This window comes from Armatimonadota bacterium (assembly GCA_031459855.1).
GTDB classification, from domain to species: domain Bacteria; phylum Sysuimicrobiota; class Sysuimicrobiia; order Sysuimicrobiales; family Humicultoraceae; genus Fervidifonticultor; species Fervidifonticultor primus.
Genome location: JAVKHP010000001.1, coordinates 847,906 through 865,665, shown reverse-complemented (window position 1 = coordinate 865,665; position 17,760 = coordinate 847,906). Strand labels below are relative to the sequence as shown.

Genomic DNA, 17,760 nt, shown 5'->3' with positions numbered 1-17,760 from the left:
CGCGCGCAACGGCGGGAGGAACCGGGATGGAGATCGGGATGGTCGGGCTGGGCCGCATGGGCGGGGGCATGGCCGAGCGCTTGATCCGCGGCGGACACCGCGTGGTCGGCTACGCGCCGGACGACGAGGCCGTCACGCGCCTGGTGGTCCAGGGAGGCGCTGGGGCCACGTCGCTGGGCGATCTGGCCGCTCGGCTGACTCCTCCGCGTGTCGTCTGGATGATGGTGCCGGTGCGAGCGGTGGACGAGACGATCGAAGGGCTGCTCCCGCACCTCGCGCCTGGTGACGTGCTGGTCGACGGTGGCAACTCGTTCTACCGTGACTCGATGCGCCGGGCCGAGGCGCTCGCGCGGCGCGGTGTGCACTTCCTCGACGTTGGAACCAGCGGCGGGCTGGCCGGGCGCGAGCTCGGCTACTGCCTGATGATCGGGGGTGCCGCAGACGTCGTCGCGCGGCTGGCACCGGTGTTCCAGACGCTGGCCCCACAGCCTGATCGCGGCTGGGCGCGCGTGGGCCCTCCGGGCGCGGGCCACTTCGTCAAGATGGTCCACAACGGCATCGAGTACGGGCTCATGCAGGCGTACGCCGAGGGCTTCGCGTTGATGGCGCGAAAAACGGAGTTCGCCCTGGACCTGGCGCAGGTCGCGGAGCTGTGGCGACACGGCAGCGTGGTGCGCTCGTGGTTGCTGGACCTCGCCGCCCGCGCCCTGGCCGCCAACCCCACGCTGGCGGGGATCGCTCCCTACGTGGAGGACAGCGGCGCAGGACGCTGGACGGTCATCGAGGCCGTGGAGCTCGCGTGCGACATCCCCGTGATCACGCTGGCGCTCCAGCGGCGCTTCCGGTCGCGCGATCCCGCGCCCTTCGGTGACCGGCTTCTGGCAGCCCTCCGTCAGCAGTTCGGAGGACATCCCGTCCGGCCAGGGTGAGGCCCGCGGCTGTTTGCTGCCTCACAGTCAGCAGTCCACGCCCCCGCGACGGTGATAGTGGGGAGTCGTGGGACCTGTACCCGTCGGCATCATCCACGCCAGCCCGTTGATCCGGGACGCCGTGGCCGGCCTGCTGGGCCAGCGGCCCGGTGTCCGCGTGGTGGCCACCTTCGGCAGCGGGCGTGAGGCGCTGACGGCGCCCATCGCGGAAAAGCACGTGCTGTTGTACGACCTGGCCACGCACAAGGCCGATGGCAGGGCGGTGCTGGCGGCCCTCCGCCAGCGGGTGCCCGGCGGCAAGATCCTCATCTGGGGAGTGGCCGACGACGACCAGGCGATCGTCGAGTGCGTGCACGCCGGCGCCGCCGGGTGCGTGCTGCAGGGCGGTTCTGCAGAAGCTCAACCTCCGCAGCCGTCTGGACGTCATCCGGATGTTTCGGGCCGGCAAGCACTGAGCCCCGTGAGGTCATCACCGCGCCCGGAGTGGTGTCTGAAACGGACCCAAGTGCACCAGGAGGCGACCTCCGTGGCTGCGCCTTGCGGTAGCAGGGTGCGATGTCCCGGACTGGCCCAGGCACGCTCCAGGAGCATCGGGCTCCAGCGCATCGATAACGGCGGGGGCGGCAGCGGGATTCCCGCTGCCGCCCCCCAAGCCACCGTCGGTCGGTCTTTCCCGGAGCGTCGTCCCCGCAGGCCAGGCCTCGACTGCTCGTTCCCCCGCGATCTGCCGATACGCAGTTAGTGGAGGCCGATGTCAGCCAGGGACAGCTGCAGCGCAGGCCTGATGGGCGTCGAGGCTGGAACCGCCGGCTTGCTCACCGCCGGACGCGCCGGTACGGTGATCGCTGCACTCGGTGTGCTCTCGCTGCCCGGCCCCCGCTGCAAGAACGGCAACTCCACCTGAGCGGACGCGGGCACCGCCATGGTCGCAAGGATTACGCCCAGCGCCAAGATCGTCAAGAACCCTCGCATGTTCTCCACCCCCTCGGGTCGTCGGCCCGACACCGAATCGCGAGTCGAGTCGCATCCTCAACGTTAGGGGTGCCCGGGGTGTTCCACCACGTACCGCGGTACCCAAGATAGGGCGTGGCCGTCCGGTACCGACGTACCGTCGCAATCCACGGTTGCCGCCCGCCGCGCAGTCCACCGCCCAGTCCACGGGAGTCCTCCAGTGTGTACAGGTGTGGCGGCAAGACACGCAGCCGCTCAGCCAGTCCAGCCGTCGAGCCCAACTGGATGCGCTGCTCGTGCCGGCCCTGGCGGTGCTCCTACTGCCGACTCGCCTCCGGGCGGATTCAGGGCTTACCGGCCCGAAACATCCGGATGACTTCCAGACGGCTGTGGAGGTTCAGCTTCTGCAGGACCAGGTGGACGTAGTTCTTCACGGTCTGGGGCTGCAGGTACAGGCGCTGGGCGATCTCCTGGTTCGAGAGACCTTCCACCAGCAGCTGCAGGATCTGCTCTTCTCGCGGCGTGAGCGCCTCCACGGGAGGCACGGGCTCGCCCGCCTGCAGGCGTGCCACGTAGCTGAACAGGGTCGTGACGACCCTGGGGGAGACGGGCGGGATCCCGTCGGCCAGGGAGTGCACCGCCGCCACGAGGTCGTCGGCGGACGTGCCCTGCAGCACGCACCCGGCGGCGCCGGCGCGCACGCACTCGACGATCGCCTGGTCGTCGTCGGCCACTCCCCAGATGAGGATCTTGCCGCCGGGCACCCGCTGGCGGAGGGCCGCCAGCACCGCCCTGCCATCGGCCTTGTGCGTGGCCAGGTCGTACAACAGGACGTGCTCCTCTGCGATGGGCGCCGTCAGCGCCTCCCGCCCGCTGCCGAAGGTGGCCACCACGCGGACACCGGGCCGCTGGCCCAGCAGGCCGGCCACGGCGTCCCGGATCAACGGGCTGGCGTGGATGATGCCCACGGTCATGGCCCGCACGAGGCCCTGTTCGTACCCGTAGCGGCGCCTCACCGCAAGGCAGCAGCCAGCGCGCGGGCCTTCACCCCGGCCGGATGTCACGCGCAGGTGCTCGGCGATATGGGGGCGGGCGCCCCATCCGCCACTGTCAGGATCACCGGGCACGCACGACCAGGACCTGGGCGGTCTGCCGACGCCGCATCCACTGCTGCGGCGTCTCCTCCTGGGTAGCGGGCAAGGTCAACGGTGCAAGAGGACGTCCACGCATCGGGTGAAACCTCCAGCTGGAGGTCCTGCTAGTATAGACGTGCCGGACGAATGACGCAACACATTTCTTGCGCGGGGAGCCGGATCCCGCCGCCCCGTACGGTGCGGAATACAGCACCGGGCCGCGCGGTTGTTCGGATCGGACGCAGCGTGTCGGCGGTCCGGGGCGGGAACACGTTCCGGGAGACGGTGCGCTGTGAGTCCCACGCCGTGTCGGAGGGAGACACGCCATGCCCAGGACGGTCGTCGTCTACTCCCAGCCTGGCTGACTGTTCTGCCGCAAGGTGAAGGAGTTCCTTCACGAACGGGGCGTGGCGTACACCGAGAAGGACGTGAGCGCCGACGAGCAGGCGCTGGAAGAACTGCTGCAGATGGGCTACTCGGCGACGCCGGTGACCGTGATCGACGGCGAGGCCGTGGTGGGGTTCAACCGGGCGAAGCTCGACCAGCTGCTGGAGGGATGAGCGTGCCCGACGCGCGGCGACCGGCTCCCGAGGCCCTCGCCGCGATCCTGCGCGCCACGCGGACGATCGCGGTCGTCGGGTTGAGCGACCGTCCGGAGCGGCCCAGCCACGCCGTGGCGCGGTACCTCCAGGAGGCAGGCTACCGCATCGTGCCGGTGAACCCCAGGCTCACCGAGGTGCTGGGCGAGCGTGCCTACCCGAGCCTGCGGGACGTTCCCGAGCCCGTGGACGTGGTGCTGATCTTCCGGCGCAGCGCGTTCGTGCCGCCCATCGTCGACGACGCCATCGCCATCGGCGCGCGGGTGGTCTGGATGCAGCCGGGGGTCGTCCACGAGGAGGCTGCCGCCCGCGCCCGTGCCGCCGGGCTCGAGGTCGTCATGGACACCTGTATGGCCACGACCCACGACGCGCTGCTGGGGACGCCATGAGCGACGAGGCGCCGACCGCAGCGGTGGGGCCGGCGGTTGGAACGCGGATCCCGCCATTTGCCGCCCAAGACCAGGGCGGCCGCCAGCAGACGTTCGAGACGATCCGCGGCCCGCGCGGCGCGGTCATCGTCTTCATCCGATCCAGCGACTGGCGACTCTAAGCGCGGGCGCTCGGATGCGCCCCGCCCTGCCCTGGGCCCATGAGTCGCCGCACGGGTACCGCGGACCGGTGCGTGTGCCCGTGGACGTCGCCTGCGGAGCCCGTCAGGAGATGACCGCCCTCGTAGCGGGCTTGACAGCCACCGCTCCAGCCCGCAAGATTTAACCCAGACTAATTTAGTTTCTCCTAAAGGAGGCGCGCCGATGGGGGGGAGGCTGTCCCGTCGCGAGCTGTTCAGGCTGGCGGCACTCGGTGCGACCGGGGCCGCCGCAGGAGGAGTCAGCGGGGCAGGACTGATGGCGGGCGCGCGCGCCGCGCGCGCGTCGGCCGGAGGTAGCGGTGGCGGGATGCTGGCAGCCGCCGGGAGCACGGGCCTGCCCCAGGCCCCGGAGGCACACGGGGCGCACGAGGGCCTGGGCACGGTCGGCGAAGTCGAGCTGCGCCATGCCGGCGTCGACCCGATGCGGTACCTGACCGCGTTCGACTGGGGGCGGGTCAGCCGGCTCCCCAGCGGGCAGACCCTGCGGGAATACCAGCTGGTGGCCACCGATCGGGAGATCGAAGTGGCGCCCGGCGTGCGGTTCGCCGCGTGGACGTACAACGCCCAGGTGCCCGGCCCCACGCTGCGGGCCCGGGAGGGCGACCGGGTGCGCGTGCGTTTCGTCAACGCGGGCACCCACCCGCACAACATCCACTTCCACGGGTTCCACGACGCGGCCATGGACGGGATCGAGCCGATCGCGCGGGGCAGGACGTTCGTCTACGAGTTCGACGCGGCGCCGTTCGGCCTGCACCTCTACCATTGCCACGTGCAGCCCCTCAAGCGCCACATCCACAAGGGGCTCTACGGGGTCTTCATCGTCGACCCGCCCCAGGGGCGTCCGCCGGCCCGCGAGCTGGTCATGATGATGAACGCCTTCGACACCGACTTCGACGGCGAGAACGAGATCTACGCCGTGAACACCGTGCCGTTCTACTACCTGCGGCACCCCATCCGCATCCGGCAGCACGAGCTGGTGCGCATCTACCTGGTCAACATCACGGAGTTCGACCCCATCAACTCGCTGCACCTGCACGCCAACTTCTTCCACGTCTACCCCACGGGCACCAGTCTCACCCCGTCGGAGTACACCGACACCGTGATGCTCTGCCAGGCCCAGCGCGCGATCCTGGAGTTCCGCTACCGGCGTCCCGGCCGGTTCATGTTCCACGCCCACCAGAGCGAGTTCACCGAGCTGGGATGGACCGGCTTCTTCGAGGTGATCCCCGATGGGGCCGTCTGAGCGCCGGCGCGTGGTGCTCTACGGCCTCGCGCCGCTGGCGCTGCTGGCGGCCGTCGTCGTGCTGTTCCTGCGCTACGGGCCGCTGGGCGTGTTCGAGGCGGCGTTCCCGCCCGTGGAGCGCCTGACCGTGGAGCGGGTGGTGCTGCGAGACGGCGAGGTGGTGGTGCACGTCACCAACGGCGGGCCGGAACCCGTGACGGTGGCCCAGGTGCTGGTGGACGACGCGTACTGGCGGCACACCATCACGCCGGACCGCACCATCCCGCGGTTGGGACGCGCGGTGATCACGATCCCCTACCCGTGGGTGGAGGGCGAGCCGGTGGCCCTCAAGCTCCTGACCAGCACCGGCCTCGTGATCACCCACGACGTGCCCGTGGCCGTGGCCTCGCCGGCACCCGACGCCCGATACCTGGCGACGTTCACGCTGCTGGGCCTCTACGTCGGCGTGATCCCCGTCTTCGTGGGCCTGCTCTGGTTCCCGTTCCTGCGGCGCCTGGGGCGGCGGTGGACGCACTTCTTCCTGAGCCTCACCGGTGGCCTGTTGGTGTTCCTGGGCGTGGACACGCTGGAGGAGGCCCTGGAGCTACGCGCCGGAGTGCCCGAGGCGCTCCAGGGGACCGCGCTGGTGGCCGTGGGCGTGCTGGGGACGCTGCTGGGACTGACCCTGGTGGTGCGGCGGACCGCCCGCGCGGCCGGGGGCGGTGCGGCCGGGCGGCTCGTGCTGGCGTACCTGATCGCGCTGGGCATCGGGCTGCACAACCTGGGCGAAGGGCTGGCCATCGGCGCCGCCTACGCGGTGGGCGAGATCGCACTGGGCACCTTCCTCGTGCTGGGGTTCATGCTGCACAATACGACCGAGGGGCTGGGGATCGTCGCCCCCGTGGCCCGGGACCGGCCGGGGCTGGCGCACTTCCTCTGGATGGGGCTGCTCGCCGGCGCGCCCACGATCCTGGGAGCGTGGCTTGGCGGGTTCGTCTACTCGCCGGTGGCCGCCACCGTGTTCCTGGCCATCGGGGCCGGCGCGATCTTCCAGGTGGTCTACGAGCTCGGCCGCCTGATGGCCCAGCAGGCCGGGGACGAGCTGATGACCGCGACCAACGTCGCCGGGTTCGTGGTGGGGCTGGCGATCATGTACCTGACGGGACTGTTCGTCGCATGAGGAGCCAGGGCGCTCCCGGGAGCAGCGCATGGCGGCACCGCTGAGTCAGGCTGTCGAAGACTACCTCAAGACGATCTACCGCCTCGCCGAACGCGAGCGTCCCGTGACCACGACTCGCCTGGCCCAGGAGCTGGCCGTGGCACCCGCCTCGGTGACCAACATGCTCAAGCGGCTGGCACGGCTGCGCCTGGTGCGGCACGTGCCCTACCGCGGGGTCGAGCTCACGGAGGCCGGCGAGAAGGTGGCGCTGGAGGTCATCCGTCACCACCGGTTGCTCGAGCTCTACCTCAGCAGGTACCTGGGCGTCAGCCTGGATCAGGTGCACGGGGAAGCCGAGCGCCTGGAGCACGCGCTCTCCGAAGACCTGGAAGACCGGATCGCCGAAGCGCTGGGCGAACCGGCGGTCGACCCGCACGGTCACCCGATCCCCACCCGGGAGGGCGCGGTGGCGCCGCCCACGGGCGTGGTGCTGGCCGATGCCCGAGCCGGGCAACGGGGCACCGTGGCGCGGGTGAACGACCGCGATGCCGGTACCGTGCGCGAACTGGCAGCCGCCGGCCTGGTCCCTGGCGCGCCGGTGGAGGTGGTGGCCGCGGGGCGACGGGGCGTGGAGATCCGTGTGGAAGGCCACGCCCGCCGGATCGGCCCCGCGCTCGCCGGCGAAGTCTACCTCACCCTGGAAGGCGAGCAACCCGCAGGCGACGCGTAACCCCCGCCCTGGCGTTGCGACGGCGGCCGCGACGCGCACCCACAAGCCCGCCCGGGACACCCGGGCGGGCCGCGCCGCCCGCGGCAGCGCGGGCGCGCGTGCCGTGCCCCGCGTGGGCCGCTAGTGCACGGTCCGGCGGAAGTCGTCGGGCTTGACGCGCTCGAGGAACTTACGGAACTCCTGCGGGTCGAGCTCGCCTTCTTCTTCGGCGCGTTCCTCGCCCTCGACGGGCAGCCGGCGCAGCGAGATGGCCTGCGCGGCGACCTTGTCTTCCACGTAGATGGGCGCGTCGGCGCGCAGCGCCAGCGCGATGGCGTCGCTGGGGCGGGAGTCGATCACGTAGGCGGTGCCGTTCCGCGACAGGTGGATCTCGGCGTAGTAGGTGGCGTCGCGCACGTCGGACACTACCACTTTCAACACCTTGGTCGCGAGCTGCTCCAGGACGTTGGCCAGCAGATCGTGGGTCATCGGCCGCGGCGGCTGCACGCTCTGGAGGCGCATGGCGATGGCCATGGCCTCGGCCTGGCCGATCCAGATGGGCAGGGCGATCGTCTCGTCTTCGTCGACGAGCAGCACCACCGGATTGTTCTGCTGATCGAGGGCGACACGACGCACTCGCATCAGACGCACGGCGGATACCCCTTTCCTGCACCGACCTTGGACCCATTATACCAGACCCGTCGCGGGGACGTCCGGGGGGGATGGCGGGACTGCGGCCGGCCGGGCGCGAACTGGCCGGCGAGGGCGGACGCGGGGGCCAGCCGCCCGATGGCCGGCCGACCCGCCGGTACCGAGGGTGGTGGACGGCCCGAGACCGCAGGACGAGGGAGGTGGCCGATGCTCTACGTCGTCGGGGCGCTGGCGCTGGTGGTGCTCTGGGCGATCGTCGTCTACAACCGGTTGGTGACGCTGCGCAACCGGGTGGACAACGCCTGGGCGCAGATCGACGTGCAGCTGCGACGTCGCTACGATCTGATCCCCAACCTGGTGGAGACCGTCAAAGGCTACGCTGCCCACGAGCGGGAGGTGTTCGAACGGGTCACCGAGGCGCGGGCCCGCGCGGTCAGTGCGGGCACCGTGCGCGACCAGGGACAGGCCGAGACCATGCTCACCCAGGCCCTGCGCAGCCTGTTCGCGGTGGCCGAGAACTACCCGCAGCTGCGGGCCAGCGAGACCTTCCGGGCGCTCCAGGAGGAGCTGGCCGGGACCGAGAGCAAGATCGCCTTCGCCCGGCAGTTCTACAACGACACCGTGATGCGGTACAACACGTCGCTGCAGAGCTTCCCCACCACCCTCATGGCGCGCCCGTTCGGCTTCGCCCCGCGCGACTACTTCGAGATGGACGAGGCAGCCCGCCAGCCGGTCCCGGTCGCGTTCGGGTAGGGCGCTACCGTGGACTGCGCGGCCGCCCCAGCGGGCGCGGTGGGATGCCGCTGGCGGGGGTGGCCGGGCCGAGCGCTGTGCGGTGCGGCTATAATGCGGAAGGAGATGCGCACCATGGCCGCGTTCCTGGCCGCCCGGGCGGCCGCCGCAGGCAGCCGGGCGCTGCGGGTCGGCGGGGGCACCACGCTGCCCGGCCGCCTGGCGATGGCGCTGGCTCCGGACCTCGTGCCGACGCTCGCCCGCCAGTTGCGCCGCGGCGTCGTGCTGATCTCGGGCACCAACGGCAAGACGACGACGGCGCGCCTGCTGGGCGGGATCGCGCAGGCGGCCGGCCTGCGGGTCGTCCACAACCGGGCCGGCGCCAACCTGCTCTCGGGGATCGCGGCGGCGCTGCTCGCGCACGCCACCGCGCGCGGGCGGGTGCACGGCGACCTTGGCGTCTTCGAGGTCGACGAGGCCACGCTGCCCGCGGCACTCGCGGCCACCGAGCCGCGGCTGGTGGTGCTGCTCAACCTCTTCCGCGACCAGCTGGACCGGTACGGCGAGATCGACCTGCTGGCCGACCGGTGGCGGCGCGCGCTGGCGCGCCTGCCGCGCGAGGCCGCCGTGGTGTACAACGCCGACGACCCGCTGGTGGCCGAGGTGGCACAGGCGCACACCGGCCGGCGCGTGGCCTTCGGGCTGGACGCGCTCCCCGAGGCCCTGCCGTCGCGGCAGGCGCCCGAGCACGCCGCGGACTCGCGCTACTGCTACGCCTGTGGCCGCCCCTACGTGTACACGCTGGTCACGCTGGGCCACATGGGCCACTACGCCTGCACCCAGTGCGGCACCGCGCGGCCTGCGGCCGACGTGCGCGCCGTGGAGGTGCACCTGGAGGGCGTCGACGGCGCAGCGTTCGTCGTCGACGCAGGACCGCGCGGCGGGTCGCCAGACGCACCGGACGCCCGCGCACGGCTGGCGGTGCGGACGCGGCTCCCGGGCCTGTACAACGTCTACGACGCCACGGCCGCCGCGGCGGCGGCGTGGGCGCTGGGCGTCGACGCCACGGCCGTCGTCCGCGGGCTCGACGAGACCGCACCGGCGTTTGGGCGCGGCGAGCGCGTGGTGCTCGAAGGGCGCGAGGCCGTCATGCTGCTGGCCAAGAATCCCGCGGGGTTCAACGAGGTGCTCCGGACGGTGCTGCTGGCCGACGGCGCCCCGGTGGTGCTCATCGCCATCAACGACCTGATCGCCGACGGGCGCGACGTCTCGTGGCTGTGGGACGTGGACTTCGAGCTGCTGGCCGACCGCGTGCGGGCCGCCGTCGTCACCGGGCTGCGCGGCGAGGAGATGGCGCTGCGGCTGAAGTACGCGGGCGTGCCACCGGCGCGGATCACCCTGGAGCGCGACAGCGCCCTGGCCCTCACGGCCGCGTTGCGCCGGCTCCCCGCCGGGCGGCGGCTGTACATCCTCCCGACGTACACCGCCATGCTGCAGCTGCGGGCGCTGCTGGCCCGGCAGGGCGTCGTGCCCGGCTTCTGGGCGCAGTGAGCGCGACCATGGAGCTGCGCATCTGCCACCTGTACCCCGACCTGCTCAACCTGTACGGCGACCGCGGCAACGTCGCCACGCTGGTGGCGCGGGCGCGCTGGCGCGGGATCCAGGTGCGCGTGGTGGAGGCGCGGCTGGGCGATGCCGTCGACCCCGAGGCGCACGACCTGTTCTTCATCGGCGGCGGCGAGGATCGCCAGCAGCGCCTGGCCGCCCCCGACCTGCGGCGGGTGAAGGGCGACGCGGTGCGCGCCGCCGCGGCCGACGGCGCGGTCGTGCTGGCGGTCTGCGGCGGGTACCAGTTGCTGGGGCACTTCTACCGACCGGCCGAGGGCCCGGACCTGGAGGGCCTGGGCCTGCTGGACCTCCACACGGTGCATCCCGGCCCGGGCGCCCGACGGTTGATCGGCAACGTCGTGATCCGCGAGCGCACCAGCGGCGTGCGGCTCGTGGGGTTCGAGAACCACGGCGGGCGCACGTACCTGGGTCCGCAGGTGCACCCGCTGGGTGAGGTGCTGGTCGGGTTCGGCAACAACGGGACCGACCGCACCGAGGGCGCGGTCTGGCGGCGCGTCTACGGGACCTACCTCCACGGCCCGCTGCTCCCGAAGAACCCCTGGTTGGCCGACCTGCTCATCGCGCAGGCGCTGGAGCGCCGCTACGGGGCCGTCACGCTCGCACCGTTGTCGGACGAGGAGGAGCACCGGGCCGCCGAGGTGGCGGCAGCCCGGGCACGGACCGGGTGAGGGCGCCACAGGGGACGACGTCGGCGCCGGCCGCGGGCGAGGCGCTGGCGCCGACGGTGTGGCGCGTCGGCGTCGTGCTGGGGGTGGCACAGTTCGGGTTTGGTGCCGTGATCCCGCTGCTGCCCCTCTACCTGACCGAGCACCTGCACGCCTCGGTGAAGCTGGTCGGCGCCATCGTGGCGACCTTCGCTCTGGTCGAGACGGTGTTCAAGACCGCGTGGGGTGGGTTGACCGACCGGCTGGGCCGCAAGCCGGTGATGATCGGCGGACTGGTGCTGAGCAGCCTGGCACCGGCGGTGATGGTCGTATTGCGCGTGCCCGTGCTGTTCCTACCGTTGCGCCTCGTCGACGGACTGGGCTCGGCAGCGCTGTGGCCCGCGGCGGCGGCTGCCATCGCCGATGCGACGCCGCCCCACCGGCGCGCCACCGGTATGGCCGCCCTGAACGTGTGCTTCCTCACCGGGCTGGCGCTGGGCCCGGCGGCGGGACTGTTCGTGGCCGGGCTGGCCGGCGACGTCCGCGCGGGCTTCGTGCTGGCGAGCCTGCTGCTGCTGGCCGGCGCCGTGCTGGCCGCGTGGATGTTCCCGGGTGCGCGGCCGGAGGCCCCGGCGCGCTGGAACGACTACCACTCGCCGGTACGGCCCCGCGACCTGCAGCGTCTGGTGGCGGGCAACCGCATAGACCCGTTGCTGGCGGCGCTGTACCTGGTGGCGTTCGTGCAGATGCTGGGCGCGGGCCTGCTGGTGCCGATCGCGGCCATCTACGCCAGGCAGGTGGTCGGGCTCAGCGAGCACGCCATCGGCGTGGTCTTCCTGGTGCTGGTCCTGGCGGTGGCGGCTGCCACGGTCCCCGCGGGCCGGCTGGCCGACCGCGTGGGCAAGGCGCGCATGGTGCTGCTGGGGATGGCGCTCGGTGCCGCGGGCATGTGGGCGATTCCGTTCGCGACGCGACTGTGGGAACTGGCGGGTGCCGCTGTGCTGCTGGGCGCGAGTTATGCTGCCTCCGCGCCGGCGTGGCTGGCGCTCGTCAGCGAGCTGGCGCCGCCCGACCGCCTGGGGCTGGCCGTGGGCGCATCCGAGACGGCGCAGGCCCTGGGCCTGGTGGTCGGGCCGCTGGTGGGCGGGCTGCTGTGGGATGCCGCCGGGCCGCAAGCGCCGTTCGTGGCGAGCGCGGCGGTACTCACCGCGGGTGCGGTGCTCGCGATGACAGCGGTCCGGCGGCACGAGGCGCTGGTGCGCGAGACGTCGGGCCGCTGAGACCTGCTACCAGATCCGGGCGAACGTGCCGCCTGCCATCGCCGGCCCCAGGGCCAGCAGGCCGGGATCGGGCAGGCCGGGTACCTGGCTGCGGAACACCACGCCGTCTTTGAGGACCAGGCGCACGTTCCGCAGGTCGCGGATGTCGTGGTCCGGTCGTCCTGCCACGGCGATCAGATCGGCCGCCTTCCCCGGTTCCAGCGACCCGGTCACGTGGTCCACCTGACAGAGACGGGCGGCGTCCAGCGTGGCGGCGCGCACCGCCGCCAGCGGCGTCAGCCCTGCTTCCACCAGGAGCTCGACCTCCCGGATCGTCGCCACGGTGCCGTCCACCGGATCGCTGGGGAGGAGATCGGTGCCGCAGCAGATGGTGACGCCGCGCGCCACGGCGCGCCGGATGGACGCCAGGTGTTCCGCGGCGATCTGGCGGGCCTTGGCAAGCATCCAGTCCTGGACGCCGTGGCGGCGCAGGTATTCGAGTTCCTGGGTCACGCACAGGGTGGGGACGAGGAACGTCCCCGCGTCGGCCATCTGCGCCGCGGTGTCGTCCGTGAAGCTGTAGCCGTGCTCGATGGAGTCGACCCCCAGGCGGACGGCGTCTTGCAGGGCGCGGTCGCCGCCCACGTGGACGGCCACCCGCTTGGCGGCGCTGTGCGCCACGTCCACCACGGCGCGCACCTCGTCGTCGGTCATCTGCTTGTCGGCCGGTGCCTCGCCCGGGGTGCCGATGCCGCCCGTGAGGCAGATCTTGAGCAGGTCGGCGCCCGCACGCAGCTGCTCGCGCGCCGCACGGCGAAAGGCGTCCGGGCCATCGGCTTCCACGCAGCCGACCGAGTTGTGCCCGTGCCCGCCGGTGGCGATGAGGGCGTGCCCAGCACAGACGAGACGCGGTCCCGGGAGCAGGTCGCGGCGGATCGCCTCACGGACGTCGATGTCGGTGAAGTACGGCTCACCGACGACCCGCAGGCTGGTCGTCCCGGTCAGGATGGCCTCCAGCGCCCGGCGGTAGTTGAGCAGCACGCGGTACCCGGGCGTGAACGGATCGCTCCGGCGCTCCGGGAACGGCAACCGCAGGCCCAGGTGGACGTGGACGTTGAACAGGCCGGGCAGCACCGTGAGCCCGTCGAGGTCCACGGTCCGGTCCGCAGCCGGTCCCGGGGCGCCGGGTGCGGGCGAGCCCGGCGCGTCGTCTGCCGGCCCGCACCAGGCGATGCGCCCGTCGGCGATGACGAGTGCTGCACGCTCCACGGCAGGGGCCCCCGTGCCGTCCACCAGCCGGCAGTGTTGCAGGCGCAGGGTGGTCATGTCGTCCTCCTCCTCTGTAAGCCGTCGCCCAGCAGGTTCGCGCCGGCGACGAGCACCGCGATGGCGAGGCCCGGGAACACCGTGGTCCACCACGCCAGGGCCTGCACGGCGCGTCCTTCGCTCACCATGCTGCCCCAGGCCGGCGTGGGCGGCTGGACCCCAAGGCCCAGATAGCTCAGCGCGGCCTCGGCCAGGATCACGCTGGAGATGTTGACCGCTCCCACGACGAGGAGCGGCGGCGCGATGGAGGGCAGCACGTGCCGACGCACGATCCGGAACTCGTCGGCGCCCAGGGCCCGTGCGGCCTGCACGAACTCACGCTCGCGCACCGCCAGGGCGTTCCCGCGGGCGATACGGGCGTACTGGACCCACGACACGAAGGCGAGGACCGCCACGAGCTTGGTGAGGCTCTGGCCAAGCGCCGCCATGATGGCGATGGCCAGGAACACCGGCGGGAAGGACAGCTGGATGTCGATCAGCCGGCTCACCACGCGGTCCACGCGCCCCCGGAAGTACCCGGCGGCAAGCCCCAGCGCCGTGCCGAGCCCCCCGCCGAGCAACACCGAGAGGGCCGCCACGGCCATCGACACCCGCGCGCCCACCACGAGGCGTGCCAGCAGGTCGCGGCCCAGGCGGTCTGTGCCGAGCGGCCGGGACCAGTCGCCGCTGACCCAGGCCGGTGGCTGCAGCGAGCGCAGCAGGTCCTGCTCGGCGTACCCGTGGGGCGTCACGTACGGTCCCACGGCGGCCGCCACGGCCACGCACGCGAGGATCGTGATCCCCACGTAGAACTGGACGGGACGGCGATGGCGTCGTGGCGGTGCGGGCACAGGGCGCTTACCGGGCCGGTGCCGCAGCGCGACAGCCACCGGCCCCGCGCGGCCGCCCCGGTGCGGACGGTCAACCCGCATGGTCGTAGCGAATGCGCGGGTCGAGGGCGGCGTACAGCAAGTCCACGACCAGGTTGATGAGGACGAACGCCGTGCCCACGACCAGCACGACGGCGCGCACCAGCGGGAGGTCCCGCGTCTGAATCGCCTGGAGCATGAGCCACCCGACGCCCGGCCAGGCGAACACGGCCTCGACGACCACCGACCCACCCAGCAGGGAGCCGAGCTGCAGGCCGAGCACGGTGACCGTCGACAGCAGGGCGTTGCGCACCACGTGCCGGCCGAGGACCGCGCCCTCGGGCAGCCCTTTGGCCCGTGCGGTGCGGACGAACTCCTGACCGAGCACGGCGATGACGTCGGCGCGGACCATGCGGACGATGAGGCCGGTGGTGTACACCGACAGCGTGGCCACCGGCAGGACGAGGTGCGCAGGGCCATCGAACCCCGAGGCCGGCAGCAGCCGCAGGCGGTCGGCGAAGAGCAGGATCAGGAGCACGCCCAGCCAGAACGAGGGCAGGCTGATCCCCGCGAAGGTGCCCACCGACACGGCCCAGTCGGCGGTGCTGCCGGCCCGGGCGCCACACCAGGCGCCGAGAGGGATCCCCACGGCGATGGTGACAGCCACGGTGCTGGCCGCCAGCAGCGCGGTGGCCGGCAGGCGCTGGAGCACCAGGGGCATCGCCGGCTGTCCGAACCGGAACGACTCCCCCAGGTCCCCGCGGACCGCGCGGCCGAGGAAGTCCACGTACTGGAGCACGAGGGGTTTGTCGAGCCCGTACAGCCGTCGCACGCGCTCGATGTCTTCGGGGCGGGCGTCGAGCGGTGTGAGCAGCCGAATGGGATCGCCGCTCAGGTGGATCAGCACGAACACGAGGATGCTGATGGCCAGCACGACCCAGGCGAGGTGGACCAGTCGTTGCAGCAGGAACCGGGTCATCGCGGACGTGCACGCGCGTCTCGAGGGCCGGACGGGTCGTGCGCGGCTGCACGGCCGTGGCGCCCCGGTGGGTGGGGCCTCACACGAGGCTGATGTTCCCCAGCCGGATGATGCCGTCCACGTGCGGCTCCCAACCCTTCACCCGCTGCTGCAGCGCGTAGACCCCCTGCTGGTTCCACAGGTAGACCCACGGGCAGTCGCGGTGCAGGATCTGGTTGAGGCGTCGGTACATCTCGTTGCGCCGCGTCGGGTCCATCGTCCTGGGCGCCTCCTGGATCAGCCGGTTGGCCTCCTCGTTGTGATAGCCTTGCCAGGCCGCGCCCTTGCGGTCGGAGTCGAAGTTGATGCTCGTGGTGGCATCCAACAGCACGCCCACTTGCTGGAAGAAGAACGCGTCGTGCGTCTTGCCGAGCACGCCCTGCACGAACGGGCTCCAGTCCATGACCTGGACGCGCGTGCGCACGCCCACCCGGGTCCACATGCCGGCAATGGCTTCGCTGGCCAGCCGGTCGTTCAGGTAGCGGCCTTCAGGGGTGACCAGCGTCACGTCGAACCCGCCGCCGTAGCCGGCTTCGACGAGCAGCTGCCGCGCACGCTCGGGGTCGTAGGGGTACGGCCGCAGGGTCTCGTCGTACCCGGGGATGCCCGGCCCGAAGGCGCTGGCCAGGCGGTAGGCGGCACCGCGCATGACGGTGCGGATCAGGGTGTCCACGTCGGTGGCGTAGTTGAGCGCCTGACGCACCCGGACGTCCTGGAACGCCCGGACCTTCAGCATGTTCAACACGACGATCTGCGACGCGAGCTGACGGAACCGCACGATCGCGACGTTCCTGGTCGCCTCCAGCTCGGGGATCTGGATCGGATCCACGGGCGTGATGAGGTGGGCGGCCCCGGTTTTGAGCTCCACGAGCCGGGTCGCTGCTTCCGGCACCGGGCGCCACACCAGGCGGCGCAGCCTGGGCTGGCCGCTGAAGTGGGGGCGGGGCGCGAAGTCCATCACCATGCGCTGGTTGGGGATCCATTCGGTGAACCGGTAGGGGCCGGTGCCGATCGCCTGTCGGGTGGGATCCACCTGCCCGCTGGTGATCGCCCTGGGCAGCATCTCGCAGTACAGCGACAGCACCTCGGCCAGCAGCGCGAACGGGCCGTCGGTGTGGATGCGTACCGTGAGGGGATTGACGACCTCCACCTCGCGCACCGGCCGCAGTTGTCCCGCGTAGACGTTGCGCAGCTGCGGGTGCTTGAACCGTGCGATCGTCTCGCGGACGTGCTCGGCACCGAACTTCTCGCCGTTGTGGAAGTACACGTTGTCGCGCAGGCGGAACTCCCACGTGGTGTCGTTCACCACGCGGTAGGACGTCGCCAGCCAGGGCACGATCTTCATGTCGGGCGATCGCTCGAGCAGCTTGTCGTACATCGCCCACATCATGCCCTTGGACGCCCCGGACGTCGTCACGTGCGGGTCGAGCGACTCGGCGTCGACGCCCTGGACGATGAGGAGGTTCCCGACGGGGGTGACGGGCGCCGGGGCGGCCAGCGCGGACCGCGCGTCGGCGAGCTCCCGCCACGTGGTGCGCAACAGCGCCATCCCCGCCCCGGCAGATGCCGCGTGGCGGAGCAGGGTCCGGCGTGTCAGCCTGACGTCGTGCGATGGGATATCGGTCATTCCGCGTCCCCCCTTGGCGGTGAGGTGCTGCCGCCCGCTCGCGGCACGAACTGGAAGTCGCAGTACGGATCGCCCAGGCCGATGGCCGTGGGGCGGTCGAGACGGTGCGTCGGGTGCCGGTCCATGAACCGCTCGTCGGTTTCGCAGAAGAACGGAATCAACTCGGGCACGCCGGCCTGCTCCATGGCGCGCACCCAGTTGCACCGGGTGACGTGGAACCGCACGTACTCGGGCGTGTACGCCAGCAAGCGTCCCTCGCACGAGAAGTAGCGCATGGCCACGTCGAACTGCTCGCGTAGCGTCGCGGGCGTCGCGTGGAATCCCGGCGGCGGGGGGCTCGTGAGCGAAAGCCCCGGACCGGAGGGGTCTGCGGCCGGGGCGGCCCGTGGCGATTGCGCCGCGGACGGTCCCTCCGGCGGGGCCTGCGCGGCGTGGGCGTGACCGATGAGCCCTGACTCGACGATGGCGCGACGGACGATGCGCAGTGCGGTCTGCCGATCGCACCGGTGCAGCAGCGCCCGGTAGAGCGCCACGAAGGGCGCCAGTTCCGCGGCCAGCGCGGCGAGGTCCCGGGGTGCCGCCGGGAGCGTCTCGGGCAGGTCCGCGATGCCAGTTTCCTGGAGGACGACCTCGGCGACCGCCGGGCCCAGGACATCGGCCACGGCAGCCCGGCACACCTGCTTCTGCACGCGGTGGGGACGCAGCGTACCCACGGTGGTCTGACATGGTTCCATG

Annotated in this window: 19 protein-coding genes; 12 read left to right on the top strand and 7 right to left on the bottom strand. The window is 72.0% G+C overall.

The annotated features are described in order from the left end of the window. The first annotated feature begins 26 nt into the window (after nucleotides 1-26). Both gnd and QN157_04000 read left to right on the top strand, forming a co-directional pair. Nucleotides 27-929: a decarboxylating 6-phosphogluconate dehydrogenase gene (gene gnd / locus QN157_04005; protein ID MDR7554750.1), complete on the top strand. Its 903-nt coding sequence runs from the start codon at nucleotides 27-29 to the stop codon at nucleotides 927-929. A gap of 67 nt (nucleotides 930-996) precedes the next feature. Then, complete coding sequence (locus tag QN157_04000; GenBank protein ID MDR7554749.1) at nucleotides 997-1,671, top strand: response regulator transcription factor; 675 nt, start codon at nucleotides 997-999, stop codon at nucleotides 1,669-1,671. Between the two features lie 553 nt (nucleotides 1,672-2,224). Here QN157_04000 and QN157_03995 read toward each other — a convergent pair. Beyond that, nucleotides 2,225-2,896, bottom strand: coding sequence for a response regulator transcription factor (locus tag QN157_03995; protein MDR7554748.1), 672 nt, complete (start codon nucleotides 2,894-2,896; stop codon nucleotides 2,225-2,227). Nucleotides 2,897-3,393: 497 nt separating this feature from the next. Between QN157_03995 and QN157_03990 the strand changes: the two genes are divergently transcribed. From QN157_03990 to QN157_03965, 6 genes are all read left to right on the top strand, one after another. Next, the gene (locus tag QN157_03990) at nucleotides 3,394-3,573 is read left to right on the top strand and encodes a glutaredoxin family protein (GenBank protein MDR7554747.1); all 180 of its coding nucleotides are present in this window, start codon (nucleotides 3,394-3,396) and stop codon (nucleotides 3,571-3,573) included. Continuing rightward, nucleotides 3,570-4,001, top strand: coding sequence for a CoA-binding protein (locus QN157_03985; protein ID MDR7554746.1), 432 nt, complete (start codon nucleotides 3,570-3,572; stop codon nucleotides 3,999-4,001). Before QN157_03990 ends, QN157_03985 begins: the two co-directional genes overlap by 4 nt. After that, nucleotides 3,998-4,162, top strand: a complete 165-nt coding sequence (locus QN157_03980) for a hypothetical protein (protein MDR7554745.1) — start codon at nucleotides 3,998-4,000, stop codon at nucleotides 4,160-4,162. The genes QN157_03985 and QN157_03980 overlap by 4 nt, the downstream gene beginning before the upstream one ends. Nucleotides 4,163-4,364: 202 nt before the next feature. Continuing rightward, nucleotides 4,365-5,444 carry a multicopper oxidase domain-containing protein gene (locus QN157_03975; GenBank protein ID MDR7554744.1) on the top strand — a complete coding sequence of 360 codons (1,080 nt, stop codon included), beginning with the start codon at nucleotides 4,365-4,367 and terminating at the stop codon, nucleotides 5,442-5,444. Beyond that, nucleotides 5,431-6,603: a metal transporter gene (locus tag QN157_03970; protein ID MDR7554743.1), complete on the top strand. Its 1,173-nt coding sequence runs from the start codon at nucleotides 5,431-5,433 to the stop codon at nucleotides 6,601-6,603. Before QN157_03975 ends, QN157_03970 begins: the two co-directional genes overlap by 14 nt. 28 nt (nucleotides 6,604-6,631) lie before the next feature. Beyond that, entirely contained in the window at nucleotides 6,632-7,312 is a 681-nt protein-coding gene (locus QN157_03965; protein ID MDR7554742.1) for a metal-dependent transcriptional regulator, read from the top strand. A gap of 120 nt (nucleotides 7,313-7,432) precedes the next feature. On the opposite strand, the gene QN157_03960 is transcribed toward QN157_03965, so the two are convergent. Continuing rightward, nucleotides 7,433-7,933, bottom strand: coding sequence for a bifunctional nuclease family protein (locus QN157_03960; protein MDR7554741.1), 501 nt, complete (start codon nucleotides 7,931-7,933; stop codon nucleotides 7,433-7,435). 216 nt (nucleotides 7,934-8,149) lie between these two features. Here QN157_03960 and QN157_03955 point away from each other — a divergent pair, with 216 nt between their 5' ends. The 4 genes from QN157_03955 to QN157_03940 all read left to right on the top strand — a co-directional run bounded on the left by QN157_03955 (nucleotide 8,150) and on the right by QN157_03940 (nucleotide 12,227). Beyond that, entirely contained in the window at nucleotides 8,150-8,695 is a 546-nt protein-coding gene (locus tag QN157_03955; GenBank protein ID MDR7554740.1) for a LemA family protein, read from the top strand. 114 nt (nucleotides 8,696-8,809) lie between these two features. After that, on the top strand, nucleotides 8,810-10,225 hold the full coding sequence (locus QN157_03950; protein MDR7554739.1) for a MurT ligase domain-containing protein: 1,416 nt from the start codon (nucleotides 8,810-8,812) through the stop codon (nucleotides 10,223-10,225). Between the two features lie 8 nt (nucleotides 10,226-10,233). Beyond that, nucleotides 10,234-10,971 carry a glutamine amidotransferase gene (locus tag QN157_03945; protein ID MDR7554738.1) on the top strand — a complete coding sequence of 246 codons (738 nt, stop codon included), beginning with the start codon at nucleotides 10,234-10,236 and terminating at the stop codon, nucleotides 10,969-10,971. Then, a complete protein-coding gene (locus tag QN157_03940; GenBank protein MDR7554737.1) occupies nucleotides 10,968-12,227 on the top strand; it encodes an MFS transporter in 1,260 nt (419 codons plus the stop codon). Before QN157_03945 ends, QN157_03940 begins: the two co-directional genes overlap by 4 nt. 6 nt (nucleotides 12,228-12,233) lie before the next feature. On the opposite strand, the gene QN157_03935 is transcribed toward QN157_03940, so the two are convergent. The 5 genes from QN157_03935 to QN157_03915 form a co-directional block, all read right to left on the bottom strand. Further along, nucleotides 12,234-13,532, bottom strand: a complete 1,299-nt coding sequence (locus tag QN157_03935; protein MDR7554736.1) for an amidohydrolase family protein — start codon at nucleotides 13,530-13,532, stop codon at nucleotides 12,234-12,236. Beyond that, nucleotides 13,529-14,362, bottom strand: a complete 834-nt coding sequence (locus QN157_03930) for an ABC transporter permease (GenBank protein MDR7554735.1) — start codon at nucleotides 14,360-14,362, stop codon at nucleotides 13,529-13,531. Before QN157_03930 ends, QN157_03935 begins: the two co-directional genes overlap by 4 nt. A gap of 70 nt (nucleotides 14,363-14,432) precedes the next feature. Continuing rightward, nucleotides 14,433-15,359, bottom strand: coding sequence for an ABC transporter permease (locus QN157_03925; GenBank protein MDR7554734.1), 927 nt, complete (start codon nucleotides 15,357-15,359; stop codon nucleotides 14,433-14,435). Between the two features lie 79 nt (nucleotides 15,360-15,438). Beyond that, nucleotides 15,439-16,938 carry an ABC transporter substrate-binding protein gene (locus tag QN157_03920; protein MDR7554733.1) on the bottom strand — a complete coding sequence of 500 codons (1,500 nt, stop codon included), beginning with the start codon at nucleotides 16,936-16,938 and terminating at the stop codon, nucleotides 15,439-15,441. 83 nt (nucleotides 16,939-17,021) lie between these two features. Then, a complete protein-coding gene (locus QN157_03915; GenBank protein MDR7554732.1) occupies nucleotides 17,022-17,759 on the bottom strand; it encodes an L-2-amino-thiazoline-4-carboxylic acid hydrolase in 738 nt (245 codons plus the stop codon). Between the last annotated feature and the right edge of the window lies 1 nt (nucleotide 17,760).